Consider the following 25,322-nt stretch of genomic DNA (forward strand, 5'->3'; position numbering starts at 1 on the left):
CGCCTCACAACTGCCAGGAGCCGATATCGGCATTTACGCCGTCGCCATCCGGTTGGCCGTCAGCGCCGAGTGAGAACACATCGACCTCACCATTAGCGCCTGGGTTCAGGTAGTGATAGGCATGGCCCCATGGGTCGTTGGGCAGGCGTTCGAGGTAGGCGCGCCAGTTGCTGTTCTTGGCGTCCGCCGGGCGCTCGACCAACACCTTCAAGCCCTGATTCATACTCGGGTAAGTGCCGTGATCGAGGCGATAGAGTTTCAGCGCCTGCATCAACCCGCCAATGTCCTGTTTGGCCGCTGTGGCCCGGGCCTGGTCCGGGCGATCGAGCACCTTGGGCACCACCATCGCCGCCAGGATCCCGAGGATAACCACCACCACCATGATCTCGATCAAGGTGAAGCCACGTTGGCTGCGAGGGCCTGGCAATGGGCATGTTAGGGGCGCGATATCCATCTCGACATTCCTTGGCTTGAGTGCAATTCGTGGCGCAGTGTTGCAAGAACACATGTCAGTCGTATTGAAAATTCTCGGGAGGTTTGGTCGCCAATCGGTCAACTGCCGGCGCTAGTCTGCGGGCCTGTTTCCCGGCTTTGAGAACGCCATGCGCGGCCCTCGTACTGAGCAAGGTTTTACCCTGATTGAAGTGCTGGTGGCACTGGCGATTATTGCTGTGGCCATGGCGGCCGCTGTGCGCGTGGCCGGGTTGATGACCCAGAGCAATGGCCTGCTGCGCGACAAAGCCATCGCGTTGCTGGCGGCGCAAAGTCGCCTGGCAGAGTTACGCTTGAACGGGGCTGTGCGCAGCGGCAAGAGGGCCTTCGACTGCGACCAGGGCCGACTGAAACTGCGCTGCGAGCAAACCATCAGCGCCGATGGCCCGCTGTTTCACGTCAGCCTGCAGGTGCTCGATGCCACCCACGAGGCGCCGCCTTTGGCGCGCCTGGAAACCCTGGTCATGGCCGAGTGAACAGCGGTAACGCGGGAGCATCCGGTAATTTGTCGAGGTTGACCCGCAGCTTTTCACCGCCGCGGTCGATCTCGACGCCATCGCCTTCGATGGCCGTCAAGCGCACCCCTGGGCTCAAATGCTCCCCCAACAAGAAACTGCGTGGCGGCCCATCGTTGAGGCTGAGGATCGCCACCGCGCCACGGGCACCGGCGAGCACGCCCCAGACTTTGACCTGGACGGCAGTCGGCGCATTGGCAAACCAGCGCAATGCCGGGTTGTCGTTACGCGCAACCAAGGCCTGGGGCGCCGCTTGGGGGGTGCGCGACTCGGCGGAGGTCAACAGCAGCGGCGTCCATACTGCAACGCCCGCCGCTGCCGCCAACAAGGCCAGAGCTTGCACGCCGAGGGCCGGTGAAAAATGCAGAGCAAGTGCCATGGGGAGGACCTCCTGTTTGTCCGTGCCGACAGCCTACAGGCCTATTCGCACGTTTTTATTTCAGCGCGGTTTATTTAAAGCACTCCCCCACTCCAGAGGTGCCACCCGATGAAACAGCAAGGTTTCACCCTGATTGAGTTGATGGTGGTGCTGGTGATCATCGGTATCGCCAGCGCCGCCATCAGCCTGAGCATCAAGCCCGACCCACTGCACGGGCTGCGCAAAGACGCCGAACGCCTGAACCAACTGCTGCGAGTGGCCCAAGCCGAAGCCCGCGCGGACGGGCGGCCGATCACCTTGCGCGCCGACGCCAAGGGTTTTCGCTTCAACCGTCGCAGTGACGATGGACTGGGGCTGGAGACGTTCAACAGCGACGCCCAACTGCGCCCGCGCACGTGGGAAAGCACACCGATGCAGGTCACCGTCGAACCTCGGCAAACCCTGGTGCTCGACGCCGAGTGGATCAACGCGCCCGTGCGGCTCGTACTCTCCGACGGGCAACACAGCCTCAGCCTGCAACGCGACGCGGCTGGGTCAATGCGTGTGGTGAACCAGCCATGAGGGCCAGACGGTCTGCCATGAGCGGGAAACAGAAAGGTTTTACGCTGATCGAAGTGATGGTCGCGATCATGCTCATGGCGCTGGTCAGCCTGATCGCCTGGCGCGGGCTCGACAGCGTGACGCGCGCGGATAAACATTTGCAGGCCAGTACCGAACAGACCGAGACCCTGCTGCGGGCGCTGAACCAGCTGCAGCGCGATATCAGCCTGCGTGCCAGCGTTGAATTGAATGCGCCCGGTACGTCGCAAGACGACACCACCCAACCTACGGGGTTAGCCGCCGTCACCGTGCGCAGCTCCGACAGCAAAGGGTTTAGGCTGGATGTGATTCGCAGCGCGCCGGTGGCCGGGGATGGATTGCAACGAGTGCGCTGGTGGCTCAAGGGCGACAGCCTGTACCGCGCGACAGCGCCTGCGCGGGAGCGTTTTCCATTGCCAGCGGCCAAAGAGGGCGTGGTGGTGTTGAGCGGGGTCAGTGACCTGCAAGTACGGGTGTGGGAGGCAGACAAAGGCTGGCGCCAGTTGAGTGGCAATCGCCAGGAAGACCCGCTAGGTTTGGAAATCAGCCTGGTGCGGCAGACACCACAGGGCGTGGAGCGCTATCGTCAGGTGGTAGGTCCTCTTAGATGAGCGCAAGGCTAGCTGAGTAAAACCACACCACCCGGCAACTCCGTACACTTGGCCCCATACGCATCCCGAATCAACAAGGCCACCCCGGCCAGTTGCTGCAGACTGAACCGCGCCTGCACGCGTCGCTGGCCCAGCTCTTTGTTCAGCAGCACTAACATGCCCGGCCGATAGCGGTTGATCTCATCCACCACCGTCGCCAACGTGACGTTGTTGAATACCAGTACCTGCTCACGCCAAGCCATCACCGTTTGGGTGTCCACCACCACTGGCTCGCTGATGCCCGCTGCGCCATAGGTCAGTTGGCGGCCACCTTCCAACTGCACACTGCGCCCAAAGACATCCACCGACACGGCACCGTCGATGCAGGTCACGCATACGCGGTGGTCCGTGTTACGCACGTTGAAGCGCGCCTGGGCCGCACTCACCCAACCCTCGCCGGCCTGAACCTTGAGCGGTTGCACACCCTGGGCGAGCACCTCGACTTCACCTTCGAGCAATTCAATCCCCTGCCCGGCTCGGCTGATACGCGTCTGCGTGTTGAGCGCAAGGCTCACCCCTTGACTGAAGTTCACCTGGCGCTGCTCACCGACCTCGGTGCGATAGTCCGCCACCAACCCGGCAAACCCGCCCGGCACACCGACACGGACCATCACCACCGCCGCCGTCGCCGCAATGGCCCCGCCGAGAAACGCCCGACGACCAAAATGACGCGGCTGCGCCACCTGCTCGGCGGCCGGCGCCAATTGTTGCCACAACGCTTTGGCCTGCTCGAACGCCTGGGCATGCTCGGGGCTTAGCGCGCACCAGGCACGCAATGCCTTGGCATCGGCCACGGTGGCACGGCCCGAGGTCAGCAGCACCAGCCAATCGCGGGCCTCTTCGTGCAAAGGGTCAGTGGGCGTTTGCCGGGGAGTGGGGAAGCTAAAAATATTCAAGCGCGCAGATACTCACGGATTTATCAGGGACTCAACACTAAGACGGTTTTCCGGCGCCGGGACCGAACCGCTGAATCACTTTTCTTTCCAGGCGTTTGGCACAGTAGCCCAGGGCGGCCTTGATTTCTTTCTCGACCATGCGTGTGGAAATACCGAAACGCTGGGAAATTTCCAGGTGCGGCGCTTCTTCCAGGCGTGCAGCGATAAGGATCTTGCGCCGACGCGCCGGCAACTCGTAGAGGGCTTTGACCAGCGATTGGATTTCCTTCTGGCCGCCCACCACCCGCGACGGGTCCTGGGCTTCATCGGCGCTCTGCAACAGCACTTCGACTTCACTGCCAGTGAGCAAACGCGCATCGGCCTGGCGGCGGTCGGCGGCAATGTTCAAAGCCATGCGATACAGGTAGGCGTTGGGTTGTTGCAGGTTCGGCGGCACGTCCATACGGTCGACCCGCAGGTAGGTCTCGTGCAGCACGTCGTTAGCCAGGTCCTCAGAACCCAGGCGCTTGCGCAGGCGCACCTTGAAGTCCTCATAGGAAGCCAGGAACAAGCTGACCATCGTACTGTGCCCGGTGTTTTTCATCCGCCCCAGGCTCCTTTCCCTGCTGTGCATTCCATGCGTGTTCCTGTCGTGTCGGGCATCAAAAGTAAAGTCACCGGCTGTCGCAGCGAGCTGGGCGCCGGGCGCTCCACCCGCGCAGTTGCAAGCCCGCGTACCAGTGCTTCATCGCGTTGTTCATCACCGGTGGAACTGACCAACCGGCTGTGTTCTATCACCCCTTGAGGGTTGACCCACACTTGCACCAACGCCCGAAAACTGCCGGGCCGGGTCAACGGCGAACGGCACAGGCTGGCCTCGATCGCTTGCTGCAGGGCCGTGGCATAGCTGTTATTAATCCGCGCCGCACTGCGCGCCGACACGCCCCGGGCTGACGCCATGGGGTTAACCTGCGGCAGTTGCAAGGTGAATGCATCGCTGCGCGCATAACGCGCCATCAGACCACTCCCCGTCAGCAGCACCGCCAGCGCCTCCTGTGCAGTGAAACGCCCGCGCACAGCGATGGAACGCCGGCCCCGCGTCAGTTCGCGGTCGACCAGCACCGCCATTCCGGTGGCACGGCTGTAAGCATGCAGTGCGTGATCCAGGTCTTGCGCCGGCAGGTCAATTGGCAACAGCGGCGGCGCGGCCGTCGCAGGCGTCACCCCGGCGCACAGCAACAGCAAGACCAAGGCGCAAAACCCACGCCTCCAGCCCTCCTGCTCACCTCCCGCGTTGCCTCGCTGCACGGCCGATGTGTCCTTGAAAACCGTCATCCTGAGGCCAGTATATGAACCTGATGTTACGGTGATGGCAAAAAAAACATCACGCTGTCGGCAAGCCCGCTGCACTACACTCTCCAGGGTTGACGGCCCCTCTCTGCGGGCCCGCCAGGAGGCTGCGATGAAACGTTTTACCCCCTTCACCAGTGTGTTGCTGTGCGCCGCATTGCCACTGTTCGCCCACGCGCAAACCGCTGCTCAAGGCTGCACGGAAGTAACAGTGGATGGGTATAAGGCGCCCGACTACGGCTGCCTCAGCCAACAGATGGGCCATGACCCGGACGCTGCCAAGGCCACACAAAAAAACCAGGCGGCGCAACGCGTGCCGGTGCACAAGCGGCCGCCGAACCAGGTGGGTTTATCCACGCCGGCGGCGACCAGCATCCGCATGGGCAATACGTTCGGGACGTCGCTGACGCCACAACGTCCCTGAGGGGTCAGGCCAACGCGGCACCGGCGGGCGCCACCAGCGGACGGCTACTGGCGACAAAATCTTCCTTGCGCAACACCACCAAGGCAATCAGCGACACCACGCCCGTGGCCACGTAGAAATACCACGGCGAAGTGATGTCGCCGGTCACCTTGATCAGCCACGTGGAGATCAGCGGCGCGCTGCCGCCAAATACCGCGACCGGCACGTTATACGCCACGGCAATCCCGGTGGAGCGGATGCGTGTTGGCAGCAGCTCGCTCATCAGCGCGTAGGTGGACGAGGCGTATAGCCCGAACAGGATCGCCACCGCCATCAACGGCGCGAAAAACGTTGCAGGTGTGGCGGTGGGCGCCGACTTGAACAGCCAGAACATCGCCAACGTGGCCAAGGTGCCTACCACCATCAGGAACGGTTTGCGTCCGTATTTATCGGTGAATGCACCGCCAAACGGCATCACGAAGGCTGCCGAGAAACTCGCGACGAATACGTAGAGCAAGGTGGTGCCGCTGTCGAACTTGAGGATCTTGGCCATGTAGGTCGAGGCGAACGTCAACACCAGATAGAAGATCGAGCTGTGCAAGGTGATGATAAAGAACACCAGGGCAATCGCCCGCTTCCACTGCCAGACTTCGCGCAGCGGCGCGCGAGAGGTTTGGCCGGCGCGTTGCAGGGCAAGAAACTCCGGGCTGTCTTCGAGCTTGAGACGGATGTACATGGAGATAAAACCCAGCGGTGCGGCGATCAGAAACGGGATGCGCCAGGCCCATTCCTGCATCACCTCGGCGCCGAGAATCCAGGTCATGCCATTGGCCACGGCGCCGCCCAGCAGCAGCCCGAGTACGGCGGTGACCATCAGCCAGCACGTGGCAAAACCACGGCGTCCTGGGCCTGCGTACTCGGAGATAAAGCTGGTGACGGTGCCGATCTCGCCGCCCGCCGAGAAGCCCTGCACGCAGCGCACCAGAATCAGTAGGATCGGCGCAGCGATGCCCAGGGTTGCGTAGCTCGGCAACAAGCCGAGCATGACGGTGGAACCGGTCATCATCACCAGCGCCATGATCAGGGTTTTACGCCGGCCGATCTTGTCCGCCAGCGGGCCGAAGAACAGCCCGCCCAGTGGCCGGATAAAAAAGCTCAGGGCGAACGCGGCGAAGCTGGCCAGCAAGCTAGTGGTGGGGTCGTCGGACACGAAGAACGCCTGACCGATGTACACGGCGAGAAAGCCGTAGACGCCGTAGTCGTACCATTCGATCAGGTGGCCGGAAGTGGCACCGAGAAATGCACGGCGGCGTTTGCGGACCGTGTCTTGCACTTGATTGCCCATCAAAGGGACTCCTTGTCTTGTTATCTGTCCATAAAAAAGCAGGGCTAGGTAAGCGCGGCGATACTCGCTGCTTTCAACGACTGCCGCAAGTCGGTCTTGAGGATTTTGCCGTAACTGTTCTTGGGCAACTCGCTGCGGAACAGGTACTTCTTGGGTTTTTTGAACGACGCCATGCGCTGCACAAACCAGGCGCTCAGCTCGGCTTCATCAAGCGCACGCCCGTTGCGTGTCACCACAAACGCCACCACCGACTCGCCCCACTGCGCATCCGCCTCACCGACCACACACACCTCGAACACTTCGGGATGCTGCGCCAGTACTTCCTCGACTTCACGCGGATACACGTTGCTGCCGCCGGTAATGATCACATCCTTGGAGCGATCCGTCAGGGTCAGGTGGCCGGCCGCGTCGAGAAAGCCAATATCACCGGTCAACAGCCAACCTTCTACCAGGGTTTGGCGAGTGGCCTCGGGGTTGCGCCAGTAGCCTTGCATCACCGTGGCGCTGCGCACGGCAATTTCGCCGCGCTCACCGGTCAGCACCGGCTGCTGCTGTGCATCAAGAATGCGGATTTCAACACAGGATTGTGCATGGCCGACCGAGGCGGCCAGGGTTGCCCAGTCCGCGCGCTGGCGGTCGGCAATCAGCGCGCGAGGCAGCACACTGATGGTCATCGGGCTTTCGCCTTGGCCGTAGATCTGCACCAGGCGCGAGCCGAAAGTGTCGACGGCCGCGCACAGGTCGGCCAGGTACATCGGGCCGCCGCCGTAGACGATGGTCTTGATGCCTTCGCCGCCGTAGCCCTGGCAGCGCGCCTGTTCGACCATGCGTTTCACCATAGTGGGCGCGGCAAACAGTGAGACATTCCCCAACAGCGCGGCCAGCCCGAACAGCTCGGTCGCGTCGAAACCACCGGAGACCGGCACCACATGCCGCGCGCCGCAGCGCACATGAATAAAGTTATACAGCCCGGCACCGTGGGACATCGGCGCAGCATACAACGCCGCGTCGTCGGGGCTGACCGAGTCAACATCGGTGGGGTAACACAGCGACATCGCGATCAAGTTGCCGTGGGAGAGCATGACGCCCTTGGAACGCCCGGTGGTACCAGAGGTGTAGAACAGCCACGCCAGGTCCTGATCCTGGCGCGGCACCGGTTGCTCCAAGGTCGGCCAGCCACGGGCCGGTGGTAGCGTGTGACCGTCCAGTTCCTTGCAGCGCTGGGGCAAATCCCGCGACGAAAATACCTGGCCGCCGTCGGTAAAGATCAGACGCGCCTCGGCGTTATCCGCGATCCACGCCGCTTCCGACGGATGCAGTTTGGCGTTGATCGGCACGACCACCCCGCCCAGCCACCAGATGGCGTAGAGCAACTCCAGATAGTCGCAGCTGTTCTTCATCAGCACGGCCACTGCATCACCTGGCACCAGACCGTGTTGATCCACCAAGTGCGCAGCGCGTTGGCGCACATGGGCGGCAAAGGTGGCGTAGTCGGCCACTTGCCGCGTGCCCTCGAATAACGCCGGGCGCTGCGGGTCGCGGCGCTGGGTGTCATGCAACCAGTTGGCAATGTTCATGGCTCAGCTCCGGCGCGCGTGCAGGACCGAGGCGTAGTTGGCCACGGCCATGCCGCCCATATTGAACACCAGGCCGAACTCCGGGTTAGGCACCGACAGGCCGATCGGCTCGCCGGTCAATTGGCGGAACGCCAAGGCATGCATCGACACACCGGTGGCACCGACCGGATGCCCCTTGGCCTTGAGCCCACCGGAAAGGTTCACCGGCAACCGCCCGCCCGCGCGCACTACGCCGCTGTCGAGCACGCGATGGCCCTCACCTTTGGGCGCCAGGCCCATGGCTTCGTAGATCAGCAGTTCGGCGATGGTGAAGCAGTCATGCACCTCGGCGAAACTCAGGTCGGCCAGAGTAATATTCGCCCCGCGCAACGCCGAGTGAATCGCCCGCTGCGGGCCTTCAAAGGCCAGGATGTCGCGCTGGGCGATGGGCAGGCAGTCGTTGACTTGCGTCATCGAGCAGATCTGCACATCGCGGCGAAACGCTCGCGCACGCTTAGGCGAGGCCAAGATGATCGCGGCGGCGCCGTCGCTGATTAACGAGCAATCGGTCAGGCGCAGTGAGTCAGCCACAAACGGGTTGCTCTTGGACACATTGTTGCAGTGCTCAAAATCCATCACCCGGTGCATCTGTGCCAACGGGTTGGCCATGGCATTGGAGTGGTTCTTGGTGGCGATGGCCGCCATCGAACCCAGCGGGCAGTGGTAGCGCTCGGTGTATTGGCGCGCCGCACGGCCGAACAACTGCGGGAAACTCAAGCCGGCTTCAGCCGGGTCGTTCTGGTAGCCAGCGCCGGCCAGGGCCTGGGTGACCTCGGCGGTGGACGTGTGGGTCATCTTCTCGGCGCCTACGACCAACACCAGTTCGGCGCTGCCGGAAAGAATCGCATTGACCCCAGCCTGAATCGCCGCCGAGCCAGACGCACAGGCGTTTTCACAGCGGGTAGCCGGCTTGAAGCGCAGGCCCGGATCAGCCTGCAACAACAAGGACGCGGCGAACCCGTCAGGCACTAGCCCCGCATTGAAGTGGCCGAGGAACAACGCGTCGATTTCTGACGCCTCAATGGCCGCGTCCGCCAGGGCCTCGCGGGTGACCTGTACGATCAGGTCCTCAAGGGTGGTGCCTTCAAGGCGACCAAAACGCGAATGACCGGCGGCAACAATGGAGACGCAATCAGCTGGCATAATCAATTTCTTCTGTTTTTGGTGCGAACATTTACCTACAATGACGCACCGCCAGGCGCTCGCCAATTCGTGTAACTACTTACATGGATAAGTAGCCCACGGTGAGAAAAGCAACGAGGCAGGATGCCCAATGAACGCGCTTGCACAGTACACCCAAGATATCGAACGCCTGGCGTTCCAGCTCTCCCCTGCCCCGCAACTCGTCACCCGCAACCGCGTGATGGTCGATTGCAATGAGGCTTTCCTGCAGTTGTTCGGCTATTCGCGCGACGAATTGGTCAACCAGTTGACCCTGTTGATCTATCCGTCCCAGGCCGACTATCACGCCATCGGCAAGCGCAGTCATGACTGGTTGCTGGAGAGCGAGAACGGCTTCTACTCCGACGAACGCTTCATGCAGCACAAAAACCGCGAGGTGTTCTGGGCCAAATCCCACGGTTACACCCTCACGCCCAAAGATCCCTTCAATCTGATGATCTGGCACTTCGAACGCCTGGACCGCACCCACCAAGGCACCGGCGACCTGACACCACGGGAGCGGGAAGTGGCAATGCACATCGTCAACGGCCTCAAATCCAAAGAAATCGCCCAACGCCTGGCAATCTCCCACCGCACGGTGGAAGTGCACAGGGCGCGACTGATGAAGAAGCTCGAAGTGAAAAACATTGTGGAGCTGGTGTCGAAGATGATTTTCGTCGGCGGGCGTGCCTGGTTATAGCCAGGCTATCATGGGGCGCTTTAAACAACGTACCGAATAGCAATAAATAAAAAGGCACCTTTAAGATGCCCTGAAAAACAGCTGAACCAATATTTCAACGTATCGTGCAATGGGCCAAGCGCTTCGAAACACTCACCTTCAATCATCTGCAAATAATTGTGCAACGCGATACCATCAACTGGAGTGACCGCCGCCATGTAGACATCGTGGTTAGTGTTATGCGCAGGGCAAATCGGCATGATAACTACATTATTATTTCCCGCGAGCAGCGCGGATAAATACGCTCCCAGTACACCCGGAGATTGCAGCTCAGGCGCACACACTGTGCAGTAGCTCGCGCAGACGGTCGTACTCATACTACAAAGTATCACTCGCCATTAATGGTGTAAGGCCGAAATTTAACCAACGACCGATCTGCACCGACTGAGTAGTCAACGTTCTGGCCCCGGTCACCAGCGGCATATCCAAGCCTAACAAGGCGGCGGAAATTGTCACACTCGTATTGATATAAACAGCACTTACAGTGGCAGTAACAGACATAACTTCAGCAGCTTTTTTGCATCGCCCGATCCCTTTTTTTATAGCGCACATTTTAGCAAATGGGTTCAGTGCCCCCATAAAGACAGCGCACTTACTTCGTTAGAAGAGTGTCAACCAAGGTGCGCCATTGCTGCCCTACGGTTTCCCAACTGAATTGTTCTTTAGCCGCCTGCGCGCGACAGGCGGCTGCCTGTTGCCGACAACGCACAGGGTCGGTAGCCAACGCCAGCATTGACTCGGCAAGTAGCTGCTGATCCGGAACATGCCCCATTGAAACCCGATCCACGGGCCTGGGCTCTCCTACCGGCACCCACTGCATTGCACCGCCCCAAATATCCAACAACCCCGGATGCGCTGGTAAAACTTGGGCGCCGCCTTGAAGCGCGTGTTCGAAAGGAATGAGTCCCCAGCCCTCCCCCAGCGCTGAACTTACGCCGATCTCACACACTGCATACAGTTCGCTGAGTTGTTGTTCAGACCAGGGCTTGGGGAGTTCATCGTGGGTAAATACGACGTTATTGGTTAACCCTAAGCGGTCACGTTCGGCCCTCAAGTTGATGTGTGGCCGTAGCGGTTCGCAGTGCATCATCAACGTTGTATCAGGACGCTGTGAGACGATGGATGCAAAAGCGCGAAGGGTGGCCTCGGGACACTTGCGGTGATCGTTGCGGTTAGCATTGAGAATCCAGACCCTGTCCCAATGTTGCGTCAAACCCGGCAAAAGCTTTCGACGCAACGTTGGCCGGGCGAGCAATGTAATCAACGGGGCTCGTGGTTGACGCACCGCGTGGAAGATCCAACTGATAACGGGCAGCCCTGGCACTGCACTCGCCAGGGCGCGCGCAGCCATGGGGTGATAGGCAACAACCTGCGTACAAGCACGCAGGCCTGCCAAGCGATCCGCCTTATAAATAGGCCCCTCTACAGGGACATAGGCCACCAATATCGCCTTATAGCCATCTTTCCTGACACACTGTGCTTGCCACGCCGTCAATACATTTACGCCAATCAACAGCACCACGTCGGTGCTGTTTTCTCGGAGCCGGGTACGCAATGCACTCGTGCGCCCAATATCCCTGGGGTCGCTTTTCAACTCCACCCACTTTTCCGCCACATGGGCAGGGCCTGCTCCGATTACCGTGACGCAATGCACCAACGCCAGTGCATTGGCAATGCCAACTGCGACGTTGCCAAAGCCGGTATGGCGCGAGGTGTGTGAAACAATCAATAGGCGAGCCAAGGTCGGGCGCCCTTAGCCATCAATATTGACGAACGCGGGAATGGCTGTTTCCACCGTGATGTCCAAAGAATCAACACCCGCTGGAAAAGACGGAAAATAGTCTGGCTGATAATGATTGATTCTACCCGTATAACTACCGTAGTTGGTTTTCCCGATCATGGTGGCAACCCCACACATTCCGGGATAAAAACCGTCTTGCACCAATTGCGTCGTTTCAATACCCAGCGCGTTCAGCCAATTAACTGCCCGTATGCTAATGGGCGCCTCAGCCTGATTGACAAGGCAAATACACACCCACCACTTTTGATTATCCGACACTTCAACAGCGGCCTGAATCAGTTCGTCCAGGTCATCCGGGTTCTCGGTGTTGGCATTCTGATTAAACTGCACAACGCCGGCCTCATCCGCCATTACTAGCCAGTACATCGATATATCAGAAGGTTGAGGTGGGTTGGTGGGTTTGACATGGCTTCGGTTGATGACGATGGACGTTGTTGTCCCCGTGAGGATAGGCAGGCCGCCCGAGCGATCAACGACGAACGTCGAGGTGTTTGATACTTTTATTGAACCGTCGAGATACACTTCAAGGGCTTGCGCAAGCGTGTCACCCAATGACTCATACTTTATCGCCTCGGTAGAGGTCTTGGCGAGATTACCCAGTACGTTGGAAATAGGCGTCAATTTAATATTGATCACACCCGGGTTGGCGATCAATGTCGAACTCCATTTATCGACGACGCTTGCACTGCTGTAGTCCGGCTGCCAAGTCGGGCTGGTAGGGACGATGACGCCGGACAAGACCTCAGGTGAGCCGCCGACGATTGACAACTGGGAATTACGACTTGAAATCCAGCCGCTGGCCATCTGATCCCATTCCGCCTCGGCGCTAACAGCCACACTGACAAACAGAGATTTATATTCGGCACTCATGCTCGCGGTCGCCGCAGACTCGCTCAACTGCGAAGAATTGTCGGAGGTCACCAAGTAGCTCAAGCTACCTCCCGCCGTACTCTGATTGACAATGTGCGTACCCCACACGTCAAAGAACGAAAAAAAGTCGCGTTGTGTTTCAGCGCTAAACGCCGGCGGCAAGTTATTGATCGCCTCCATAAAATCCGGGTTCAACACGTTACCCGTGATTGATTTGAGCTGGGTATCCCACAGCGTTGTCTTGGCCTCGACGAGCCCATAAAAGTTTGTATTATCACCTTTAGAAAGGCTGGAATACGAAGCTGAAAACTCCGCCGAGAACCCCCACCCACCGCCACTCGCCGATGCCTCCGCCGCCATATGAGTGCGGTACTGATCTTCCGACGTAAAGGAACTATAGGAAATCTTGCTTTCATGCCGCTCGAACTGGCTGACGTTCGCAGGCAATAAATACTCTATGCCTCCCTCGACCACAACAGTGCCATCTTTTTCGTCAAGATTAATAATTTGTTGTGTGAAGGTAGTCGTGCTGACGGCCGTCGCAATATTAAAGCCATAGCCCAGAGAAGAAGCGCCAGGGAGTATATTGGCAACACTGTTAAGCTTGCTCATACTATGTATTCCTTTACGCAGTAAACCATTAAGGCATGGCAGGCACGTGCCTGCCCACGAAGAACTTAGTCTGCTTTTTTTTGCAGTTTAATCAACGTCGAAGCGCGCGTTTTATTGATCATCGATTTAAACAAAGGTTGCGCCTTGATCCGTCTTAAAATGCATCTAGCGGTACGACAATAGCCCATGCTGGCATTTAGGCATCCTCGTTTTCAATCTCGTGGTTCACGTCGCTGTCTTGCTTTTTTTTGACAAGCCCCCCTGTGGACGCGATAAGTGCTTGCTTTGCCTGACCGGCGCTTGCTCAACGGGCACCACTCTTCGACGTCAGGTAAGCGGCTCACAACAAAAATTAGCCGACAAACGGTAGAGATGTAATGAGCGTCGTGCTCCCGTATTTGCGGGGCGTTGACGGTTTTTTATATTTGAGCGTCTATGCTGCGGCCCTTCGTTGGGGAGTAACCGGCTTCTGACCTGCTCAGAAGCGTTCGTATCAACATATTCGGCAACCTGCCGTGGTGCGAACACCGTTTTGGTTGGTGAGACCAGCGACACCTCCATGCCTAAAGTCGGGCGTGTGGTTGTGTCGTTGACTCATACAGCCCGACTGGAAGCCTTACCGTGTACCCCATTTCCCTTATCCTTATTTACAACGGGCTCAAGGTGGACGATGACGAGGTTGAGAAACCGACGCAGCACTCGTTCATGATCCTGGCTGTCACAGCCTTTGCTACCAGTATTGATGCGCTGGCCGTCGGTGTGGGCTTGGCGTTTGTCGACGTGAATATCTTGGTGGCTTCGGCGGCGATTGGGCTTGCAACCATGACCATGGTGACCATCGGCATGATGCTTGGGCGGGTGCTGGGTACCGTGGTGGGCAAGCGTGCTGAGTTGGTGGGTGGCGTGGTGTTGATGCTGGTGGGTGCGACTATTTTGTATGAGCATCTTTCGGCCTGAAAAAACACAAGCACCCGCAAAGCCGGGTCCGGATGGCAGTCGACCTGATTTTGAAGGCTGAGCCCAATCAAAAGTGGGAGCGGGCTTGCTCACGAAAGCGGCAAACCAGTCAGCTTATTTGTAACTGACCCAGCGCATTCGCGAGCAAGCCCGCTCCCACAAAAAAGCGAGATGCTATCAAGCCGCGCGGCTTTCCTTCTTCAAACTCTCCATATCAATGACAAAGCGATACTTCACATCACCCTTGAGCATCCGCTCGTACGCCTCGTTGATACCCTGAATATCGATCATCTCAATGTCCGAGACAATCTTATGCTTGGCGCAGAAATCCAGCATATCCTGGGTTTCCTGGATGCCACCGATCAACGAACCCGCCAGGCTGCGGCGCTTGAAAATCAGATTGAACACCGAAGGCGACGGGTGCGGGCTGTCGGGCGCGCCGACCAACGTCATGGTGCCGTCACGCTTGAGCAGATTGAGAAACGCATCCAGGTCGTGCGGCGCTGCGACGGTGTTGAGAATGAAGTCCAGACTGTTGGCAACTTTGGCCATTTCGTCCGGGTTCTTCGAAACCACCACTTGGTCAGCCCCCAAACGCAGCCCATCTTCACGTTTGTTCGGCGAGGTCGTGAATAACGTGACATGCGCGCCCATGGCATGCGCGATTTTCACCGCCATATGCCCTAACCCACCGAGGCCGACTACACCGACTTTCTTGCCAGGGCCAACCTTCCAGTGATGCAACGGCGAGTACGTGGTGATCCCTGCGCACAGCAGCGGCGCCACGGCCGCCAGGTTCGAATCATCGTGGGAGATACGCAATACAAACTTCGCTTTGACCACGATGCTGTCCGAGTAGCCGCCAAAGGTATTTTCGCCGCCGAACACCGGGCCGTTGTAGGTGCCGGTAAAACCGTTCTCGCAGTATTGCTCCTCGCCCTCGGCACAGGACGCGCAGTGCTGACAGCTGTCGACCATACAACCGACACCGGCCAAATCACCGACCTTGAACGTCTTCACATCGGCGCCGACGGCGGTGACGCGGCCGACGATTTCGTGGCCGGGCACCGACGGGTACAAGGTGTTGTGCCACTCGTTACGTGCGGTGTGCAGGTCGGAGTGGCACACGCCGCAATAGAGTATGTCGATCTGGACGTCATCGGCCCCTGGCGCGCGGCGTTCGAAGGTAAAGGGTTTAAGTGCATCCTTGGAATCCCGCGCGGCGTAGCTGTATGTCTTGGCCATTTGGTTCACCTGTTGAACTGACGGTAGAGGTCAGTGGACCAATATAGACGCTGAACCGTTCAACCGAGCACAGGCGTACAAGCCCTTCGTCCGGTGTTACCCCCAGGGCGTACTGACGCAAACCCTGCAAATCGCCCTGCTGGCGTCGCTCAAGTCCACCGTGGATTGCGTCACTGCATTCTCCGAGACCGATTTCCGCCCGGACATGGCCAAGATCGACGTGCCAACCCTGGCCATCCACGGTGACGGCGATCAGGTCGTGCCGTTCGAGACCACCGGCAAAGTCGCGGCCGAGATGATCAAGGGCGCACAGTTGAAGGTGTACGAGGATGCGCCACACGGCTTCGCAGCCACCCACACCCAGCAGTTGAACGAAGACTTGTTGGCGTTCCTGACGCGCTGAACACCTGAACCACCCTCACCTTGTTTTCGGCCGGGCTTGCCCGGCTTTTTTTGTTAGATGCCGCCCTTCGATAGGATGCAGCTGAACCGGCGACTGCCGGAGGCGGTCCCAACTCATACGCTCATCGCTGCAGGTAATCGCAAATGTCGCTCCCTAAAGAAATGACCCTGATCGAAATCACCACGCCCGGTGGCCCCGAGGTCCTGCAACCACGTCGCGCCGACGTGCCAGTGGCAGGCCCAGGCGAGATCCTGATTCGCGTGCACGCCGCCGGGGTCAACCGCCCAGACGCCTTGCAGCGCGCCGGCAAATACCCGATGAAACCGGGCATGAGCCCGATCCCAGGCCTGGAAGTGGCCGGTGAAGTGGTCGCGCTGGGTGCCGGTGTGAATGAATACACGCTTGGCGATAAGGTCTGCGCCCTGACCAATGGCGGGGGTTATGCGCAGTTTTGCGCCGTGCCCGCGAGCCAGGCGCTGCCGATCCCGCAGGGCATGGACTGGATTCAAGCGGCTGCCGTGCCGGAAACCTTCTTCACCGTCTGGGCCAACCTATTCGGCCTCGGCGGCGCGCACAAAGGCCAGCGAGCCTTGATTCATGGCGGCACCAGCGGCATCGGCACCACGGCGTTGATGCTCTGCCGCGAGTTCGGCATCCACGCCTTCGCCACCGCCGGCAGTGCCGACAAATGCGCGGCAATTGCCAAGCTGGGCGCCGAACCGATCAATTACCGCGAGCAGGACTTCGCCGACGTCATCGCCAAGAAAACCGGTGACAAGGGCGTGAATGTGATCCTCGACATCATGGGAGCCTCCTACCTCAACAACAATCTCAAGGCCCTGGCCATGGACGGGCATTTGGTGATGCTGGGTTTCCTCGGCGGCGGCAAGGCCAACGATGTCGACCTGTTGACCATCCTCGGCAAACGCGCCGTCATCACCGGTTCGTTGCTGCGCGCACGCACCCAGGAAGAAAAGGCCGCCATCGCCGAACAACTGCGCGAATACGTGTGGCCGGTGCTGTCGGCCGGGCGCTGCCTGCCGATCATCGACAAGGTCTACGAATACACCGACGCCGCCCAAGCCCATGCGCGGATGGAAGGCGGCGACCATATTGGCAAGATTGTGTTGCAGGTGAAGTGAAGACACCTTGCCCACCGGTGGCGAGGAAGCTGACTCCCTCGCCACTCAAATCAAGCCAACTCGCTTACTCGGCATACACCGGGTAATCGGTATAACCCAGCGCCGAGCCGCCGTACATGCCTTCAGCCCGCAGCGCGTTCAGCGGCCAGCCATTGAACAGGCGCTGCGGCAAGTCCGGGTTGGCAATGAACGGGCGCCCGAACGCGATCAAGTCAGCCAACCCCGCCGCTACCAGTTTCGCACCGCGCTCTGCGGTGTAGCGGCCGGCGTAGATGATCCGCCCACTGAAGGTGCTGCGCACGGCCTGGCGGAAGGTTTCCGGCAAGTCGGGGGCATTGTCCCAGTCGGCTTCGGCGATGGACACGTAGGCGATGCCGGACGCTTCGAGCACCTTGATCGCTTCGATGTAGGTGTGATGCGGGTCCTCTTCCACCAGGCCGATGTAAACGCGGTCTTGATCGGTGCCGCTGAACAGCGGTGAAAAACGCACGCCGAGACGCTCCGGCCCGACCACGGCGGTCACGGCTTCGACAATCTCGCGCAGAAAACGCAGGCGGTTGTGCAACGAGCCACCGTACTCGTCATCACGCTGGTTGGCGTGGGCCGAGATGAACTGATTGACCAAATACCCATTGGCGGCGTGGATTTCCACGCCATCAAAGCCGGCATCCAACGCATTGCGCGCGGCCTGGGCGTAATGCCCTACCAACGCCTCAATTTCCAGTGTGCTCAACGCACGCGGTACGGGCGGCTGCTTCAACTCGCCGACACCAGGGCCGGTTTCGATAAACGCCTTGGCTTGCAGCGCCGCCAACGCAGACGGCGCAACCGGCGCGGCCCCCTCCGGCTGCAGCGCATTGTGGGACACACGGCCAACATGCCAGAGTTGCGCAAAGATCACCCCACCTTCGGCGTGCACCGCGTCGGTCACTTTGCGCCAGCCGTCGATCTGCGCCGGGCTGTAGATCCCCGGCGTCCAGGCGTAGCCCTGGCCGCGCGGCTCGATTTGCGTGCCTTCGCTGACCATGAAGCCGGCCGTGGCGCGCTGACGGTAATACTCGGCCATCAGGTCGGTGGCGATATCGCCGGGTTGCGCGCTGCGTTGACGGGTCAGGGGCGGCAAAACAACACGGTTATTCAACATGTGATGACCCAGTTTGACTGGGGTATTTAAACGGCTAGTCATTTGAAAATATCCAAATTCAAGGCGCACTAAAGCGTTGGCGGCTCCTGAGAGCCGCCAATCCATACAGTGCTTAGTTAATTTAGGCGGTGAGTTTCAGCAGGACTTCAGCAACGTCGCTGGAACTGGCCGGGTTCTGCCCGGTGACCAGCAAACCATCTTCGAGCACAAAGGATTGCCAATCAGCGCCCTTTTCATAGCGGCCGCCGAGTGCCTTGAAATCATCTTCAATCAGGAACGGCACCACATCGGTCAAGCCCACAGCGACCTCTTCGGCGTTGGAGAAGCCGGTAACACGGCGCCCCTTGACCAGCGGCTCGCCATTGACTGCCTTGACGTGACGCAGCGCGCCCGGCGCATGGCAGACAAAGCCGATGGGCTTGCCGGCACGTTCGAACGACTCGATCAGCGCGATGGAAACAGGCGATTGCGCCAAGTCCCACAACGGCCCATGACCACCTGGGTAGAACACCGTGTCGAAGTCGTCGGCGTTGACCGACTCAAGCTTGACGGTGTTGGCCAGCGCCTGCTGGGCCGCCGGGTCGGCTGCAAAACGCCGGGTTTGTTCGGTTTGCGCGTCCGGCTGATCACTGACCGGGTCCAACGGTGGTTGCCCACCGGCTGGGGATGCCAGCACCAACTCGGCGCCGGCGTCCTTGAACGTGTAATAGGGTGCAGCAAATTCTTCGAGCCAGAAGCCGGTTTTACGACCGGTATTGCCAAGCTGGTCGTGAGAGGTCAGTACCATTAATACTTTCATTTTCCAGTGCCTCGATCGATGTGATTGTCAGTAGGTTCAGGGCAACCCAACAGCTGTTGGGTCAGCAGCAACGCCTGATCAAAAGGCGCGGATGTTCGGGTGATCTTGCTCATGACGCTGGTCCCCAACCACAACGCATACAGGCGTTGGGCCAGGCTTTCGGGGTGTTGCCGGACCGTCAGCGAGCCGTCTTCGAGGCCGTTTTGCAAGGCCTCGGCAAGCAAGGCGATGGTGCGCGCAGTGCCGCGCTGCAGGGCCAAACGCATCGGCTCTGAAAGGTCTGACACCTCAGCACCGAGTTTGACGGCAAGACATTTGCCCGCGTCGGTGCAGCCGGTCTGATTGTCGATCCAGGTGTGCCAATAGCGCATTAACCTGGCCGCTGCGGACAGCTCGGTTTGCTGGAACAGTTGCTCTATGCCTTTCACGTAGTGGTCGAAATAGGTATCGAGCAGGACAACACCGAACGCATCTTTGGAGCTGAAGTAGTGATAAAACGAACCTTTCGGTACATCGGCGGCTTGAAGTATTTCGTTCAACCCCACCGCAGAAAACCCTTTGCGGCTCACCAGCAATTGCGCCGAATCCAGAATCGTCTGCCTTGCACTTTTAGTCTCGTTAGTCATCATTCATCCCGTCCGATTAGACCAGTCGTCTAGTTCGTTGAGGGGATGTTAGGCGCCGAGAAAAACTTCAACAATGTCATATCCGCAAGGATTCCGGACACGCTGCAAAGGCAGTTGCCGTTTGCCCGGCACCCGCCGACAATCCCCACTCCTGCGCCCCTTGGAGAATGACAATGCACAGCGTTGCGCTGATGGCTTACCCGAACTTCCAGTCCCTGAGCCTCAGCCTGGGCTCGGTGTTCGAGTGCGCGAACCTGCTGCGCGGCGAGCCGGCCTATGAGTTCCACCTGGTGTCGGAGCGTGGCGGCGCGGTCATGACCTCCCAAGGTTTTTCGGTGAATACCACGCCGATTCGGCCGCAGGGCTATGACACGCTGATCGTCAGCGGCTATCTGGAATTTCGCCTGCCCGAGGCCAACCTGCTCGAATTGGTCAAGGCCGCCTCCGCGCAGTCGCGGCGCGTGGCCTCGCTGTGCATGGGCATTTTCGTATTGGCCGAAGCCGGTTTGCTCGAAGGCAAGCGCACCACCACCCACTGGATTCACGCACCGGCATTTCGCAAACGCTACCCGGATATCCAGCTGGAAGAAGACAAACTATTCGTGGTCGACGGCCAGATCTGGACCGGCGCAGGCATGAGCGCCGGTGTGGACATGGCACTGGCGATGGTCGAGGCCGACTTAGGCAGCGACCTCGCCCGGCGTATTGCGCGCAAATTGGTGATTGCCCAGCGCCGCGGCAGTGAACAGTCGCAGTTGTCGGCCTTGTTGGAACTGGACCCAAAATCCGACCGCGTGCAACTGGCACTGGCCTACGCCCGCGAGAACCTCACCCATGACCTGTCAGTGGAAGCCTTGGCCGACGTGGCCCGGCTGAGCCCACGCCAATTCAGCCGGGTGTTTCGCGAAGAAACCGGGCAGACGCCGGCCAAGGCCATCGAGTCGCTGCGCGTGGAAGCTGCGCGGGCGATGATGGAAACCAGTCGTCATCCGGTCGAAGTGGTGGCCCGCGAAACTGGTTTTGGTGATCGCGAGCGCATGCGCCAGGCGTTTCTGCGCGCATTCGGGCAGCCGCCACAGGCGATGCAGCAGGTGCTGTTCAACCCGAGTTAGGCGCAGTGCCACCATCGCAAGCCCGCGTGTTGTGACGAGTGGGCTTGCCCCGAGTTGGAGCGCGAAGCGCTCCCAATCCAGGCGCCGCGGCATCACTGACAAACCGCGTCGGCAGGTTACGGGTATGCTTCGCAGCCCAACGCGGGACAAACCCCACATTTGATCTTCGCGGCTTTGGGAATCGCGTCCGCTTGACTAATCGGCATCGGGGCTAGGTGCGTAGCCGAACATCGACTTCACCTCCAGGTAATCCTCCAAGCCAAACACGCCCCACTCACGCCCGTTGCCCGACTGCTTGTACCCGCCAAACGGCGCGCCATTGTCGGCCTTGCTGCCATTGAGATGGACCATGCCGGTGCGCAAGCGCCGAGCGATGGACCGCGCGCGTTCCAGGGTGCCGGCGGCCACGTAACCGGAGAGGCCATAGGGACTGTCATTGGCAATCGCTATGGCCTGCTCCTCGCTGTCGTAAGGAATGATCACCAGCACCGGCCCGAACACTTCCTCGCGGGCAATCGGCAGTTGTGGGTCGACATCGGCGAACACCGTGGGCCGCGTGTAAAAACCAGTCGTCACGCCGTCGGGTCGGCCCACGCCGCCGCACACCGGTGGCTGATCCACTGCCCCCAACAACGCCTGCACCCGTTCGAACTGCGCCTGATTGGCCAGCGGCCCCATGGCCGTGGCCGGGTTGCTGTCGTCAAAACACACCTGCGCCGCCACCTCCCGGGCAATCTGTACCGCACGCGCCTGCATGGCTCGTGGGATCAGTAGGCGCGTCGGTGCGTTGCACGACTGCCCACTGTTGCGAAAACAGCTGCTGACACCGTGGCACACCGCCGCATCGAGATCCGCGTCCGCGAGGATCAGGTTGGCCGACTTGCCGCCCAATTCTTGGGAAACGCGCTTGACTGTCTCCGCCGCCGCCTTGGCCACTGCAATCCCGGCGCCGGTGGAGCCGGTGAAGGAGACCATGTCGATATCAGCGTGCCGGGCGATGCCGTCACCGAGGGTCGGGCCATCGCCATTGACCAGGTTGAACACGCCCTTGGGCACCCCCGCCCGATGCAGGATATCGGCCAGCAACATGGCCGACAGCGGCGCCTTCTCGCTGGGTTTTAGCACCAGCGTGCAGCCCGCTGCCAAGGCCGGGGCGAGCTTGCAGGTGAGCTGGTTCAGCGGCCAGTTCCACGGTGTGATCAGGCCACACACGCCAATCGGTTCGCGGCTGATCAGCGTGCTGCCATGGGCGCGATCAAACTCATAGTCTTTCAACAGCTCATAAGCCCGTTGCAGATGACCAAGGCCTGCCGGCACGTGTGCGCTGCGCGCCAGGGACAAAGGTGCGCCCATCTCTTCGTGCACGCACTGCGCGAGGGCTTCGCTGTGTTGGCAGTAACCGTCGATGATCACCGCCAGCAGCGCCAAGCGTTGCTCTCGAGTCCACTGACTGTAACTGTCGAAAGCGCGCCTGGCCGCCGCCACCGCCAGGTCCAGGTCGGCGCGGGAGCCCAGGCTGATGCTGGCGATGGCGCACTCGGTGGACGGGTTGATCACCGCCAAGGTCTCGGTCCCCAAGGGCTTGACCCACTGGCCGTCGATATAGAAATCCAGCGGGTTCATCGCGTCGCCTCAAGTGCATCACCCAAGGTGCGGAAAATCAGCGCGATCTGTTCTTCAGTGATGATCAACGGCGGCGACAGCACGATGTTTTCCCCGGATGCGCGCACCAGCACGCCCGCGTCGAAACAGCGCTGCGCCACCTCCCCGGCTCGCGCGCCCGGCGCACCGTCGCGGGGTTTGAGTTCAACGGCGCAGAGCAAACCAATCGCGCGCACGTCCAGCACCCAAGATTGCTCGCGCAACGCCAGCGCGCGGGTTTGCCACAGCGGAGCAATGCGCTGGACATGCGCGTTGATACCAAGCTCTTTATGTACTTCCAACGTTGCCAAGCCGGCGGCGCAGGCTAAAGGGTGAGCCGAATAGGTGTAGCCATGCATCAACTCAATGGCCTGTTCCGGGCCTTGCATAAAGGCCTCGTACACCGCGCCACTGACCAACACGCCGCCCATGGGCACTGCGCCGTTGGTGAGGCCCTTGGCCAGGGTGATCAAGTCCGGCGTGACACCGAAGGTTTGAGCAGCAAAGCCGTGGCCGACACGACCGAAGCCGGTGATCACCTCATCAAAAATCAACAGCACGCCATGGCGGTCGCAGATCTCGCGCAGTGTTTGCAGGTAACCCAGGGGCGGTGCATAGACACCACCGGAACCGGTCACCGGCTCGACAATCACCGCCGCCACGGTCGCCGGGTCGTGGATTTCCAGCAGTTGCAACAGCGCATCGGCATAGTGCGCGCCCTGCTCCGGTTGGCCGCGGCTGAAACGCGAGCCCGCGTCATACGGTAACGGCAAGTGCGCCACATCGCCGAGCAATGGGCCGAAGTCACGCTTCTGCCGGCCAATTCCCGACACTGACAGCCCGCCAAACCCCATGCCGTGATAGCCCTTGGCGCGGCCGATCAGCTTGGTGCGGCGGCAGTCGCCGCGCGCCTGATGGTAGGCGCGAGCGATCTTCAACGCGGTGTCTACCGCTTCAGAACCGGAGTTGGTGAAGAACACTTTGTCCAGGCCATTCGGGGCTATGGCCACCAAACGATCAGCCAGGGTCAGCGCGGCCGGGTGGCTCATCTTGAAGGAGGACACGAAGTCCAGGCGCCCCGCCGCTTCACGAATCGCCTCGACGATACGCGGCTGGCCGTGGCCGGCATTGACGCACCAAAGCCCAGCCATGGCATCGAGCACATCGCGCCCCTCGGTGGTGGTGTAGTGCATGCCGGCCGCACGATCAAACAGCATCGGCTGGCGATTGAAGGGGCGCATTGCGGTAAAGGGTGCCCACAGGGAGGAGGTCATTGGTTGTACTCCTTAAGACTGGATTCGCGTGCCGATCAGGGTCGGGCGTTGCAGGGCTCCGGCATTGGTGTTGACGCCACGCTCGAAGTGCAGGCAGCCGTGCTGCACGCGGCAGCTGACGTGGTCACCGAAGGCGGTTTCGACAAAACGCCAGTGCATACGCAACTCGCCCTCGGGCGTCCAACGCGCCTCGGCCACGACGGGCGTTTGCTCCGGTTGATATTGGTGGTGCAGGTAATTGCCGGTGATGCTGGTGGTGGTTTCAATCGGCTGCTGAAAACCGGCGCGTACGTGGTGGGTACCACGGTGGTCGATCAGGGTGAAATCGCAGTACTCGCCCTTGAGTTCAAAGGCCAACTCGCGCACACCGTCTTCATTCGGCTCGATAGCGAAACGGCCTTGCAGCGCGGCGCTGGCGGGCGAGGTTTGCAAGCCTTGCAGCGCGGGCTGGCGCAGGCCGTCGATCAATGCGCCCAGTTGCGCCTGGCTGGCTTGAGCATCCACAGCAGTACGCCCCAAGGCCGGGAACAGATGCTGCCACAGCGCTTTGTGCAAACGTTTCTCGCCCAGGCGCAGGCCGCAGGTGAACACAATCACCGTGTCCTGCTGCGGCAGCACGATGCATTGCTGGCCGAACACCCCGGAGGCGTAATAGCCGCCGTGCTCGGTCATCCACCACTGGTAGCCGTAACCTTCGCGCTGGGCGTCGTTGGCCCTATTCTTGTCGCGCGGCAGGTACTGCTTGCCGTCGAATTCCCCCATCCACACGTCTTGCACCTGGTTGCGCGTGGCCTGCGCCACCCACTGCGGCGACAACAACTGGCGGCCCTGCCACTGGCCGTGGTTGAGGTGCAGTACACCGAACTTCAACGCGTCCTCACTGGTACAGCTCAGACCGTTGCCGCCCGAGTTGAAACCACCCGGCGCCAGGTCCCATTCGAGCCTATCAAGTCCCAGATAATCGAGGACACGCGCCTGCAACAAGGCATACATCGTCTGCCCGGTCACTTGGGTGACAATCGCCGAGAGCATGAAACTGGAGGCACTGCTGTAGATAAACGAATGGCCCGGCGGCTCGTCTACCGGTTCATTGAGAAAGGCTTCGACCCAACTGCTTTGCAGGTTACGCCAGTCGCCGCCGGAAATACCGCGGGTATGGCCGGTGCGCATGGTCAGCAAATCTTCCACGGTCATGGCCGCGAGGTTGGCACTGATGGGTCGCGGGCACAGCTCGGGGAAAAAACTAACGACCTTGGCGTCGAGCCGCAGGCGCTCGTCGTCCACCAACAGGCCGATCGCGGTGGCGGTCCAGCTCTTGGTTGCCGAATGCTGCACATGCATGCGGTGCGCCGAATAAGGCTGCCAGAAGGCCTCGGCTACCACCGCGCCTTGGCGGTACAGCATGAAACTGTGCAGCTCAAGGCCCGCCTCGCTGATGGCCTGGAGGAAGTCGACAATGCCGGCCGGGTCGACACCGCGTTCATGGGGCAAGGCCCTGGGCAGCGGAATGTAGGTCATGATGGGTCCTCGATGATGTTTTTACATCTCAAATAATGCAGATAAAGATTTGTTCGCTGCGGCCCTGATGTATT

At 60.3% G+C, this 25,322-nt stretch carries 26 protein-coding genes and 2 pseudogenes; 9 read left to right on the plus strand and 19 right to left on the minus strand.

Annotation, left to right across the window (positions count from 1 at the left end):
- Nucleotides 1-4: 4 nt before the first annotated feature.
- The gene (gspG, locus tag FW764_RS22610) at nucleotides 5-454 is read right to left on the minus strand and encodes a type II secretion system major pseudopilin GspG (RefSeq protein WP_446435790.1); all 450 of its coding nucleotides are present in this window, start codon (nucleotides 452-454) and stop codon (nucleotides 5-7) included.
- Nucleotides 455-602: 148 nt separating this feature from the next.
- Here gspG and gspI point away from each other — a divergent pair, with 148 nt between their 5' ends.
- Complete coding sequence (gspI, locus tag FW764_RS22615) at nucleotides 603-968, plus strand: type II secretion system minor pseudopilin GspI (RefSeq protein ID WP_446435791.1); 366 nt, start codon at nucleotides 603-605, stop codon at nucleotides 966-968.
- Here gspI and FW764_RS22620 read toward each other — a convergent pair.
- Complete coding sequence (locus tag FW764_RS22620; RefSeq protein WP_446435792.1) at nucleotides 955-1,386, minus strand: type II secretion system protein N; 432 nt, start codon at nucleotides 1,384-1,386, stop codon at nucleotides 955-957. The genes gspI and FW764_RS22620 overlap by 14 nt on opposite strands.
- Before the next feature lie 108 nt (nucleotides 1,387-1,494).
- Here FW764_RS22620 and gspH point away from each other — a divergent pair, with 108 nt between their 5' ends.
- Entirely contained in the window at nucleotides 1,495-1,947 is a 453-nt protein-coding gene (gene gspH, locus FW764_RS22625) for a type II secretion system minor pseudopilin GspH (protein WP_446435793.1), read from the plus strand.
- A 17-nt stretch (nucleotides 1,948-1,964) separates the two neighbouring features.
- The gene (locus tag FW764_RS22630; RefSeq protein WP_446435794.1) at nucleotides 1,965-2,576 is read left to right on the plus strand and encodes a type II secretion system protein GspJ; all 612 of its coding nucleotides are present in this window, start codon (nucleotides 1,965-1,967) and stop codon (nucleotides 2,574-2,576) included.
- A gap of 8 nt (nucleotides 2,577-2,584) precedes the next feature.
- Here the strand turns inward: FW764_RS22630 and FW764_RS22635 are convergent, their stop codons facing one another.
- The 3 genes from FW764_RS22635 to FW764_RS22645 are packed head-to-tail and all read right to left on the minus strand — an operon-like array spanning nucleotide 2,585 to nucleotide 4,735.
- Nucleotides 2,585-3,511 (minus strand): FecR family protein, encoded by a 927-nt coding sequence (locus FW764_RS22635; RefSeq protein WP_446435795.1) that lies wholly within the window; start codon nucleotides 3,509-3,511, stop codon nucleotides 2,585-2,587.
- A gap of 37 nt (nucleotides 3,512-3,548) precedes the next feature.
- Nucleotides 3,549-4,094, minus strand: a complete 546-nt coding sequence (locus tag FW764_RS22640) for an RNA polymerase sigma factor (RefSeq protein WP_446435796.1) — start codon at nucleotides 4,092-4,094, stop codon at nucleotides 3,549-3,551.
- Nucleotides 4,091-4,735: a TonB family protein gene (locus FW764_RS22645; protein WP_446435875.1), complete on the minus strand. Its 645-nt coding sequence runs from the start codon at nucleotides 4,733-4,735 to the stop codon at nucleotides 4,091-4,093. The genes FW764_RS22640 and FW764_RS22645 overlap by 4 nt, the downstream gene beginning before the upstream one ends.
- Nucleotides 4,736-4,952: 217 nt before the next feature.
- On the opposite strand from FW764_RS22645, the gene FW764_RS22650 reads away from it, so the two are divergent.
- Nucleotides 4,953-5,264 carry a hypothetical protein gene (locus FW764_RS22650; protein WP_446435797.1) on the plus strand — a complete coding sequence of 104 codons (312 nt, stop codon included), beginning with the start codon at nucleotides 4,953-4,955 and terminating at the stop codon, nucleotides 5,262-5,264.
- A gap of 4 nt (nucleotides 5,265-5,268) precedes the next feature.
- Here FW764_RS22650 and FW764_RS22655 read toward each other — a convergent pair whose 3' ends face one another.
- From FW764_RS22655 to FW764_RS22665, 3 genes are read right to left on the minus strand one after another with little or no spacing between them, the layout of a single operon-like run.
- The gene (locus tag FW764_RS22655; protein WP_446435798.1) at nucleotides 5,269-6,588 is read right to left on the minus strand and encodes an MFS transporter; all 1,320 of its coding nucleotides are present in this window, start codon (nucleotides 6,586-6,588) and stop codon (nucleotides 5,269-5,271) included.
- Between the two features lie 44 nt (nucleotides 6,589-6,632).
- The gene (locus FW764_RS22660) at nucleotides 6,633-8,165 is read right to left on the minus strand and encodes a class I adenylate-forming enzyme family protein (protein WP_446435799.1); all 1,533 of its coding nucleotides are present in this window, start codon (nucleotides 8,163-8,165) and stop codon (nucleotides 6,633-6,635) included.
- A gap of 3 nt (nucleotides 8,166-8,168) precedes the next feature.
- Nucleotides 8,169-9,347, minus strand: a complete 1,179-nt coding sequence (locus tag FW764_RS22665; protein WP_446435800.1) for an acetyl-CoA acetyltransferase — start codon at nucleotides 9,345-9,347, stop codon at nucleotides 8,169-8,171.
- Nucleotides 9,348-9,477: 130 nt separating this feature from the next.
- Here FW764_RS22665 and FW764_RS22670 point away from each other — a divergent pair, with 130 nt between their 5' ends.
- Complete coding sequence (locus FW764_RS22670; protein ID WP_446435801.1) at nucleotides 9,478-10,065, plus strand: LuxR C-terminal-related transcriptional regulator; 588 nt, start codon at nucleotides 9,478-9,480, stop codon at nucleotides 10,063-10,065.
- Nucleotides 10,066-10,085: 20 nt separating this feature from the next.
- Here the strand turns inward: FW764_RS22670 and FW764_RS22675 are convergent, their stop codons facing one another.
- Genes FW764_RS22675 through FW764_RS22690 form a run of 4 tightly spaced genes read right to left on the minus strand, consistent with a single transcriptional unit; the run spans nucleotide 10,086 to nucleotide 13,387 of the window.
- Nucleotides 10,086-10,421, minus strand: a complete 336-nt coding sequence (locus FW764_RS22675) for a hypothetical protein (RefSeq protein ID WP_446435802.1) — start codon at nucleotides 10,419-10,421, stop codon at nucleotides 10,086-10,088.
- A gap of 1 nt (nucleotide 10,422) precedes the next feature.
- Nucleotides 10,423-10,683, minus strand: coding sequence for a hypothetical protein (locus tag FW764_RS22680; RefSeq protein ID WP_446435803.1), 261 nt, complete (start codon nucleotides 10,681-10,683; stop codon nucleotides 10,423-10,425).
- A gap of 13 nt (nucleotides 10,684-10,696) precedes the next feature.
- Nucleotides 10,697-11,845 (minus strand): hypothetical protein, encoded by a 1,149-nt coding sequence (locus FW764_RS22685; protein WP_446435804.1) that lies wholly within the window; start codon nucleotides 11,843-11,845, stop codon nucleotides 10,697-10,699.
- Nucleotides 11,846-11,857: 12 nt separating this feature from the next.
- On the minus strand, nucleotides 11,858-13,387 hold the full coding sequence (locus tag FW764_RS22690; RefSeq protein WP_446435805.1) for an MAC/perforin domain-containing protein: 1,530 nt from the start codon (nucleotides 13,385-13,387) through the stop codon (nucleotides 11,858-11,860).
- A gap of 642 nt (nucleotides 13,388-14,029) precedes the next feature.
- On the opposite strand from FW764_RS22690, the pseudogene FW764_RS22695 reads away from it, so the two are divergent.
- Nucleotides 14,030-14,344: pseudogene (locus FW764_RS22695) on the plus strand (manganese efflux pump MntP); the annotation flags it as partial.
- A gap of 177 nt (nucleotides 14,345-14,521) precedes the next feature.
- Here FW764_RS22695 and FW764_RS22700 read toward each other — a convergent pair.
- A complete protein-coding gene (locus FW764_RS22700; RefSeq protein ID WP_446435806.1) occupies nucleotides 14,522-15,589 on the minus strand; it encodes an NAD(P)-dependent alcohol dehydrogenase in 1,068 nt (355 codons plus the stop codon).
- A 103-nt stretch (nucleotides 15,590-15,692) separates the two neighbouring features.
- On the opposite strand from FW764_RS22700, the pseudogene FW764_RS22705 reads away from it, so the two are divergent.
- Together FW764_RS22705 and FW764_RS22710 are read left to right on the plus strand one after the other, a co-directional pair.
- Nucleotides 15,693-15,992: pseudogene (locus tag FW764_RS22705) on the plus strand (alpha/beta fold hydrolase); the annotation flags it as partial.
- Nucleotides 15,993-16,135: 143 nt separating this feature from the next.
- Complete coding sequence (locus FW764_RS22710) at nucleotides 16,136-17,134, plus strand: NAD(P)H-quinone oxidoreductase (RefSeq protein ID WP_446435807.1); 999 nt, start codon at nucleotides 16,136-16,138, stop codon at nucleotides 17,132-17,134.
- 64 nt (nucleotides 17,135-17,198) lie between these two features.
- Here FW764_RS22710 and FW764_RS22715 read toward each other — a convergent pair whose 3' ends face one another.
- The 3 genes from FW764_RS22715 to FW764_RS22725 form a co-directional block, all read right to left on the minus strand.
- Nucleotides 17,199-18,320 (minus strand): alkene reductase, encoded by a 1,122-nt coding sequence (locus FW764_RS22715; RefSeq protein ID WP_446435808.1) that lies wholly within the window; start codon nucleotides 18,318-18,320, stop codon nucleotides 17,199-17,201.
- A gap of 79 nt (nucleotides 18,321-18,399) precedes the next feature.
- Nucleotides 18,400-19,077 (minus strand): type 1 glutamine amidotransferase domain-containing protein, encoded by a 678-nt coding sequence (locus FW764_RS22720; RefSeq protein ID WP_446435809.1) that lies wholly within the window; start codon nucleotides 19,075-19,077, stop codon nucleotides 18,400-18,402.
- Nucleotides 19,074-19,703, minus strand: a complete 630-nt coding sequence (locus FW764_RS22725; RefSeq protein ID WP_446435810.1) for a TetR/AcrR family transcriptional regulator — start codon at nucleotides 19,701-19,703, stop codon at nucleotides 19,074-19,076. The genes FW764_RS22720 and FW764_RS22725 overlap by 4 nt, the downstream gene beginning before the upstream one ends.
- Before the next feature lie 173 nt (nucleotides 19,704-19,876).
- Between FW764_RS22725 and FW764_RS22730 the strand changes: the two genes are divergently transcribed.
- Nucleotides 19,877-20,815 carry a GlxA family transcriptional regulator gene (locus tag FW764_RS22730; protein ID WP_446435811.1) on the plus strand — a complete coding sequence of 313 codons (939 nt, stop codon included), beginning with the start codon at nucleotides 19,877-19,879 and terminating at the stop codon, nucleotides 20,813-20,815.
- 195 nt (nucleotides 20,816-21,010) lie between these two features.
- Here the strand turns inward: FW764_RS22730 and FW764_RS22735 are convergent, their stop codons facing one another.
- The 3 genes from FW764_RS22735 to FW764_RS22745 are packed head-to-tail and all read right to left on the minus strand — an operon-like array spanning nucleotide 21,011 to nucleotide 25,248.
- Nucleotides 21,011-22,438: an aldehyde dehydrogenase family protein gene (locus tag FW764_RS22735; protein WP_446435812.1), complete on the minus strand. Its 1,428-nt coding sequence runs from the start codon at nucleotides 22,436-22,438 to the stop codon at nucleotides 21,011-21,013.
- Nucleotides 22,435-23,730 carry an aminotransferase class III-fold pyridoxal phosphate-dependent enzyme gene (locus FW764_RS22740; protein ID WP_446435813.1) on the minus strand — a complete coding sequence of 432 codons (1,296 nt, stop codon included), beginning with the start codon at nucleotides 23,728-23,730 and terminating at the stop codon, nucleotides 22,435-22,437. The genes FW764_RS22735 and FW764_RS22740 overlap by 4 nt, the downstream gene beginning before the upstream one ends.
- A gap of 12 nt (nucleotides 23,731-23,742) precedes the next feature.
- Nucleotides 23,743-25,248, minus strand: coding sequence for a serine hydrolase domain-containing protein (locus FW764_RS22745; protein ID WP_446435814.1), 1,506 nt, complete (start codon nucleotides 25,246-25,248; stop codon nucleotides 23,743-23,745).
- Between the last annotated feature and the right edge of the window lie 74 nt (nucleotides 25,249-25,322).

This window comes from Pseudomonas sp. 1152_12, from assembly GCF_052850675.1.